This is a genomic window from Prosthecobacter sp. (assembly GCF_046154365.1).
Lineage (GTDB): Bacteria > Verrucomicrobiota > Verrucomicrobiia > Verrucomicrobiales > Verrucomicrobiaceae > Prosthecobacter.
In genome coordinates this window covers 1-7,266 of the sequence record NZ_JBJXFV010000130.1, presented here as the reverse complement: position 1 = coordinate 7,266, position 7,266 = coordinate 1, and the positions used below count along the sequence as shown (strand labels likewise).

At 57.5% G+C, this 7,266-nt stretch carries 5 protein-coding genes and 1 pseudogene; 4 read left to right on the top strand and 2 right to left on the bottom strand.

Annotation, left to right across the window (positions count from 1 at the left end; all coding sequences use genetic code 11):
* Together ACKVY0_RS17000 and ACKVY0_RS16995 are read right to left on the bottom strand one after the other, a co-directional pair.
* Positions 1–634: pseudogene (locus ACKVY0_RS17000) on the bottom strand (hypothetical protein); the annotation flags it as partial.
* Between the two features lie 109 nt (positions 635–743).
* Positions 744–1,481 carry a hypothetical protein gene (locus ACKVY0_RS16995; RefSeq protein WP_409216020.1) on the bottom strand — a complete coding sequence of 246 codons (738 nt, stop codon included), beginning with the start codon at positions 1,479–1,481 and terminating at the stop codon, positions 744–746.
* A gap of 52 nt (positions 1,482–1,533) precedes the next feature.
* Between ACKVY0_RS16995 and ACKVY0_RS16990 the strand changes: the two genes are divergently transcribed.
* From ACKVY0_RS16990 to ACKVY0_RS16975, 4 genes are all read left to right on the top strand, one after another.
* Entirely contained in the window at positions 1,534–1,842 is a 309-nt protein-coding gene (locus tag ACKVY0_RS16990) for a hypothetical protein (protein ID WP_409216019.1), read from the top strand.
* Between the two features lie 289 nt (positions 1,843–2,131).
* Positions 2,132–5,281, top strand: coding sequence for an Eco57I restriction-modification methylase domain-containing protein (locus tag ACKVY0_RS16985; RefSeq protein ID WP_409216018.1), 3,150 nt, complete (start codon positions 2,132–2,134; stop codon positions 5,279–5,281).
* Entirely contained in the window at positions 5,278–6,075 is a 798-nt protein-coding gene (locus ACKVY0_RS16980; RefSeq protein ID WP_409216017.1) for a hypothetical protein, read from the top strand. The genes ACKVY0_RS16985 and ACKVY0_RS16980 overlap by 4 nt, the downstream gene beginning before the upstream one ends.
* Before the next feature lie 469 nt (positions 6,076–6,544).
* Positions 6,545–6,778, top strand: coding sequence for a hypothetical protein (locus ACKVY0_RS16975; protein WP_409216016.1), 234 nt, complete (start codon positions 6,545–6,547; stop codon positions 6,776–6,778).
* Positions 6,779–7,266 lie beyond the last annotated feature (488 nt).

Genomic DNA, 7,266 nt, shown 5'->3' with positions numbered 1-7,266 from the left:
TCACGCCATCGACCATGAAATTACCGAACGGCGGGCCGGTGGGGCCGACCGGTCCCTGACCACCGGTGTTGCCGTCAAATCCGCGCGGCACGCCAAACTGGAGGCGCACCGCGTTGCCATCAAAGTTTGCCGCCACCGTGGCGGGATCAGTCGGGTTGAGCGTGGTCACGCCATCGACGACGAAGTTCGTGAACGGCGGGCCTTGGCCGCCATCATTGCCGTTGCTGCCGTTCGTGCCGTCACCGCCGCGCGGGAGGCCAAACAGCAGCCGTACACTGGCACCATCAAAGCTGGTCTGCACCGTCGCCGGCTCGCCTGGGTTCAGCGTGGTCACGCCATCCACCAAGAAGCTGGTGATCGGCGGACTGCTCACGCCGTCCTGGCCGCGCGGAATCCCAAACGTGAAGCGCACATTCGCACCGTCCCAGCTCACACTCGCCTGGGCGGCATCGCCGGGATTGAGCGTGGTCGTGCCATCCATGACCGCGCCGGTGACGCTGGTGCCATCGCTGCCGTTCTGGCCCGGCGGTCCGGCGGGCACGGCGTCGATGAGCTCTTTGAGGCCGGTGAATTGCCCCCGGAACATCACTCCCGTGAGTTCCGCGTGGTCGGCGGGGATGTTGGGATCGAACATAGACTTGGAGAAGAGGAGACTTGGAGACTCTGAGAAACAAAGACCGGGAGAGCCGCGCGACAGGATCATCTCCCTGTCTCATGGTCTCCCGGTCTCAAGGTCTTCCGCCTTAGCCGCCGAAAGTGAGGCTGGCGATGTCGCTTGGCAGGCCGATTTCGACGTCGTCGAGGATGGCGCGGGCCATGTATTCACGCACTTCCGCCACGCCGGGCTGGGCCAGCGGGTTGGTGTCGTAATACGGGCTGGAGAGGTCGATGCCGAGCTTGTTCCAGACGGCGCTGCCACGCAGGCGGCAGTAGATGACGACGCCGTCGGCCTCACCTTTGGTGAAGTCAAAGCGGATCTGGCCACCGACGATGCTGAGTTTGATTTCAGGCTTGAAGGTGTTGGCGTCAAAGCCGGAGCCGGGGCCACGGAGTTGCAGCACGCCTTCGCTGCCGGAGGCTGGGTAGTCGGGCAGGGTTTTCATGTTGCGCACGGCGAGGCGGATTGCCGCGATGGTGCCAGACTGCGCTTCGATGGCGCGTGCGCCATCGAGTGCGGCTTGGGCATCGTCGGTGGCTCTCATCTTGCTGATGTGGGCATCGACGGTGGTTTTGAGTGCGGTGGCTGATGCGGGCGGGTAGCCCATTTTCACCGCTTCGGCGGTGAGGTGCTGACTGAGGTTGTCGAGCCACAAGAGACGTGGCGCGCGTTTGGGTGGGATGAAGTCCATGGCGGGTGGTCGTGTGCGTTGTTGGCGTGTGGCGGCTGGCGCTGGTATGGGCAGGGTGACTGGGGGCTGGTCGAGTCGATGGTGGTCATCGAGCCGCCAGCCTTCATCGAGTCGTATGATGCCTGTAGGCATGGGCAGTGTCAGTGGTGCCGGTTGTTTGGATTAACCCGGCGATCTTAATGGAATGACGCGCGGATTTGGAAGGAAATTCTTTTGTCTGCGAGGAAAAAGATCGCTGCTGGGCCGGGCAGTCTGGCTTGGCGAGTGGTTTGCCCGGTTTTGGGTGGCGTTTATCCTGGGATGGCTGGCTCTAACCCCGGGTTGCGTGCGCTTGAGCCGGGAGCGGGCCGCGATCAACCCCGGGTTGGCGGCGATCATCCTGGGGTGCGGGCGCTCGATCCTGGGATTGGCGGGAATCAACCTGGAGTTGCTGGCTTTTATCCCCGGATGGTTGGCGTTTATCCGCGAGTTGCCCGCGTTTATCCTGGGATAAAAACGAACCATCCCGGAGCTAACCGGAATCACTCGCGGGTAGATGCGAATCACTCGCGGATTGCGGCCCCAATCTGCGGATTGAGTCCTCAATCCTGGGAAAAATGCCATTTTTTGCCTTTGGCAGCCCTAGTAGTGCCAGCGGCCAGGAATGCCTGGCGTCTTTTTCTCTTTTTCACAATCTGGAGCGAGGTAGGCGTCGGCAGTTGAAAATTCCACCCGCTAGACGAAGACAAGCGTTGCCGCCGCGTTCCCCACTTTGTTATCCTTACCGAATTCCTTCCCTCACTGTGACCCGCCCCGCCACTGAAGCCCTAGACCGTCTCGCGATGCACTCGGATGAGAGCGGGCTGGTGCGTGTGCTGAAGGGGGCGGTGGCAACTGAGTACGAGAAAAAGATCGCAAAGCATCCCTACCAGGGCCGCCTGCGCCGTTTGGTGCAGGAGGCTTCTGGGTTTGGGGCTGATTATGTCTATTTCCGACTCTATCCAGACACGGGTGCTCCGCGGGCGGAGGTGTTCATCTTTGATCGCACCTCTCCCACAGCGGTGGTCAACAATGCGGAGGACAGCGAACTCCAACTCAAGCTATGGAACTACGGCCAAGTGCCTCTCATGTTCGTTCTGTGCCGGGACGGGGTAGATATCCGCAACCTCTTAACCAAGCCGGAATTGGATGAGCTGGGTGTGCCGAAGCTTTCGCCTTTTGAAAAGCTAAACCTGGCAGCAGACACAGCAGCCGAAATCGAGCAGGACAAGTGGGACCGATACAACGCGCATCGTTTCGATAACGGCACCTTCTGGAACAAAGATAACCCTCTGCTGAACGACGCTGAGACATCCATCAAGGCACTCGTGAATGAAGTGAGGATCGCCCGATTAGAGGTCGAGAGGCGAACCGAGAAGTGGAACAACCCAGCCCTCGCCAAGCGACTCATGATCTTCGCGATCATAGTGCGCTTTTTGGAAGAGAGGGGCATCCTCACCGATGACTACTTTCGAAGAGCCAATGGAGACGCGACTCGCTTCGAGGACATTGTCGGGAGACCGGGAACACTGGCAAATGTGCTCGGTAAGCTGGAGCATGACCTTAATGGTGATGTATTCCGTTTACGGCCCGGAGTGAACGGAGAGCCGTCGGAGCGTGAACAAATAGAGAGACTAGAGGCAGACGACTTAGCTCCCATCGCAGATTTCGCCACAGGTCAGATCAGCAGTGGGCAAAAGCACCTCTGGAAGCTCTATCGTTTTGATCATCTGCCGGTGGAGGCGATGAGCTACATTTATGAGGACTTCCTCGGTGGCGAAGACAACGCCTACTACACGCCACAGCTTCTCGCCGAACTTCTGCTTGATGAAGCGATGGAACCTGACCGCGTGGTCGAAGCATTGCGAAACTGGGAGCCGGGAAAAGATGCTCCCTATCGTCTGATCGACCCTTCTTGTGGGTCAGGTGTTTTCCTTGTCGGTGCCTGGCGTCGTCTGGTCGAGGCATGGCGCGTGCTGCACAAGAACGAGAAGCCGGGGATCGAGGTTCTTTCTGCGTTGATGAAGCAAAATATCTATGGCGTGGACATCAAGCCTGATGCTATCGACCTCACCTGCTTCAGCCTGAGTGTTGCCCTCTGTGCGGAGCTGATGCGGGACGCCAAGGATGATAACCCTTCGGTGCTTGATGACCTTCAAAATCACAAGCTTCCAAGTCTCAAGGCTGGACTCCATGGCAACAACTTGTTCTCTCGTGATTTCTTCGAGCAACTAGAGGGCGGCCTTCCTCATGCAGGGCAGTTCAGCCTTGTGATTGGGAACCCACCGTTCGACGCCGTAGCGAGTGCTATCGCTGACCGGGTTGCTACTGCGCCAAGCCCAGGTCTGCCAGAAATAGTGGCTTGGCCAAGCGGTGTTCCAGGCAATCAGATTTGCTATCACTTCCTTCGCGAGGCCCCTCGCTTGCTCAAGGAAGGTGGCATTGCTTGTTTGATTCAAAAGGACGCCTTTCTCTACAACCTTGGTCCAGAGGAGTTCAGATCGGTTCTCTTCCGCAACTGGCGTGTCCCGCAGATCCTCGACTTCATTTCAGTTCGGCATCTCTTCGATGCCGCCAAAACGGGTGGAGGAAAGGTGGACACGAAGGTCGTAGCAGTGTTCATAGAAGCGGTGCCGCCCAGAGAAGACGACGTAATTACCCATGTCACCTTCCGCAAAGTTAGTGCCGTCGAGCAGCGGCTGTTCTTTGAGGTCGATGCGTATGACATTCATCGGGTCCCGGTCGATGTCGCCATGACCGATCCGAAGGTGTGGAAAGCCAACTTGTTGGGAGGCGGGCGTCTATTGCAGACTTATCACTCGGTGAAGGGCACCCGGACGATCGAGAGCTTCCTGAAATCAAAGGACTGCATTGATCATCGGCCCGACACCCGGACAAAAGATGAGCGTGATGCGCAGCCCGACGTAGACTATGATGGAAAACCGATCCCAGCGAATTGGTTCTGTAGCGAAGGGTTCTGGGGAGAGAATGGAGGCAAGTATCGTCCATTGAGAAAGGAAATGATCTATGTCGATACTGACTCGTTCCCGCTAATTCCAACAGGCGAGAAAGGATCAGATCGCTCTGGGTTGGAGTATTTTGGCGCACCTCGAGATTTTGCGATCTTTTCCCCTCCGCACTTGCTAATCAAGCAGCACGAGAGTCTGCCCTTTGTTTTTCGGGGTTCTGAAAATAGTCAGCCATTGTTGTTTCGAAAACAGATAGTCTCTATCGCTTGCCCAAAACACGATGAGGGAGAGCTGAAGTCTCTTGCTGATTATCTATGTCGAGAGCAAGCGCATTTGCCTTTCTTTGTGGCATTTGGCGCGCGCTACATGGTCAATAAACAATCGGCCTTGCTGAAACAGGACATCATGGAATTGCCCTATCCACAGGATGGCAAGCTCCACTTCCGGGGTATCGAACCAACGCTTCGTGATGATGTGCTCCAGCACATGATTCCGCTGATCAAGTATGGAACAGGCAAGCCCGAAACCGCTCATCTGGTGAAGCCTGCGTCCAAGCAGCAGCTTCAATCATTCTCAAGGTCACTGATCAAGGTCTTGCGCCATACATGGAAAGAGATTTGTGAATCTCAGATCACTGACCTGGGGACTGCGTGGTGCGTAGCCTACTCACTCGATGGTTCGAATCATGGCGAATCAACCACAGATGGCGAAACCAGGGAACAACTGATCGCCCGACTGGATGCCCTTTTGGAACATCGATCCAGTGCCCATCTTCGCTTCCGCCGTGTGGTGCGCATGTTTGATGACGAGACTCTCTACCTCATCAAGCCAAAAGATTACCGCTACTGGCTGCAGTCGGTAGCCGTAAGGGATGCAGATGAAGTGGTTGGCAGTCTCACGGCAAAACCGAAGCAGGCCTCCCGGCTAACCGAAGTTTCTGTATGATCTCTCGCGCCTTCGAAGTTCCGATCTTCGGGGCGCCCAATCGGGTGCCTTCGCATGACGATTTGTGCGATGACATTGAAGCAATGATTCGGGCTTCGCTTCTTGCTTGGCGTGTGTCAGTGACGCTCGCGTATGATGTCTCCGAAGAAGGTGAGCGAGCACTTACCTTCCACCTTTACACCTTTCTGGATCAAACGGCACGAGAACTCGCTGTGCCATGGAAGTTCGCCCATGAAGACCCCAGAAAAGGCTCTCGCTCCGAGGACGTGAGCCTGGTTTCGAGTTCAAGGGCGGGCATCTGGATCGAGCAGTCGTTCTACGCTGGGCACCAGCGATTCTACGCCATCGAAGCCAAGCGCTTGCCCACGCCGAGGGACCCCAAGAAGGACCGAACTCGCGAGTATGTATGCGGCGACTGGGACAGAGCCAAAGATGCCAAGAAACCCATCTCGGGAGGCATTGAGCGTTTCAAAGAGAACAAGCACGGCGAAGGCCTGCCTCGCAGCGCTATGATCGCATTCGTCCAAGAGGGAACGCTTGATGAGTGGTTCATTGAAGTGAATGGCTGGATAAATCACATAGCCGTAACCCCATTGCCAGTATCCACCAGCCCTTGGAACTTGAGCGACACGATCAGCCAGAGTGAAGATCGAAGTAATGTCCATGCAGAGTATGTTTCCACCCATCACCGTGCTCCAGCGCATGCTCCAATCATACTGCGGCACTACTGGGTTATGCTGACAAAAGTCTTGGCTGATTCTCCACCTCTGCAAGAAAGGGTCGGGGGTCGATAGCTGACAGCAGGAGGCTGAAGTGGCGTAGATTTGAGGTTTCACTTCTTCGCCTTCAAACTCGCCAAGTAGGCCAACCCCATCGCGGAGCTGCGGCTTGATCAGCAGGCCGAGCATGCCGTAGCCGGGAGCATGAGCATGGCACGGCAGATGCCTGGCAAATAATCGGCAAATAATCCGCGCGCGCAGCGCGGTTCGGCCCAAGCGATGCTGAACATCCTCGCAGCGGCACCGGAGGTGGAGCCGGAGCCTCACGACCCAATCATGGGCAAGGTGTCAGGCATTTAGACATTAGACCAGCGTCCCGCAGTTTTCTGACAGCCTGCATCTTTGGGCCAAGTCTTCGGTCACTTGGGAGCAGCGCTGTATTTCAAATCATCGAGGGAGAACTTCACCTCGCCGCCGCCGGTGCGCCACGGCGATGAGCATGTCGCAGTTGACACCCGATTGCCAGTTAGAGATACTGCGCACCATGAGCACACTGATCGAAATCGAAAGCGCAGTAACGTCGCTGCCGCCCACCCAGCAGCGGACCTTGCTCGCGTGGTTGCAATCTCTCGTCGAAACGAGACCGCAAGCGGCCAAACAACGCCAGACTCGTCACGAAGCCTGGCTGCAAAAGCTGGCAGCGCGGCGGCAGCGCGGCGTCACTGGCAAGACCGGGACGCCACTCCAGCAAATCATGGACGACCTGCGCGGAGCCTGAATACGCATGGCGCACTGGGACACATCAGGCCTGCTGAAACTGTTTTTGGCTGAGGCGGATGGCCGTCAGCGTGCTGCGGCGACACACTTGGGCTTTACGGTGCTGCCGTAGAATATCAGGCTCATGCACGGCAGATGCCTGGCAAATAATCCGCGCGCGCAGCGCGGTTCGGCCCAAGCGATGCTGAACATCCTGGCTGCGGCACCAGAGGTGGAGCCGGAGCCTTACGACCCAATCAAGCCCGCAGCCAACGGCGGCGGATTGTTGTAGCTCGGTATTCCGATACCGAGTCGGTGCCGTCGCGGAATCGGAATTCCGCGCTACGACGCCAGCGCTCAGCTACTTCAGCGGCCAGAATATCGGCACCATCGCGAGGACGACGAGGAGCATGGCAACGGTGAGGCCGCCGCCGACTTTGATGAAGTCGTAGAAGCGGTATTTGCCGGGGCCATAGACGAGGATGCAACTGGGCTCGAAGGGCGTGAGCA

Excerpts from the sequence above, each read along its gene's own strand:
- ACKVY0_RS16995 (WP_409216020.1), bottom strand. The coding sequence starts at position 1,481 with ATGCCTACAGGCATCATACGACTCGATGAAGGCTGGCGGCTCGATGAC.
- ACKVY0_RS16975 (WP_409216016.1), top strand. The coding sequence starts at position 6,545 with ATGAGCACACTGATCGAAATCGAAAGCGCAGTAACGTCGCTGCCGCCC.
- ACKVY0_RS16980 (WP_409216017.1), top strand. The coding sequence starts at position 5,278 with ATGATCTCTCGCGCCTTCGAAGTTCCGATCTTCGGGGCGCCCAATCGG.
- ACKVY0_RS16990 (WP_409216019.1), top strand. The coding sequence starts at position 1,534 with ATGACGCGCGGATTTGGAAGGAAATTCTTTTGTCTGCGAGGAAAAAGA.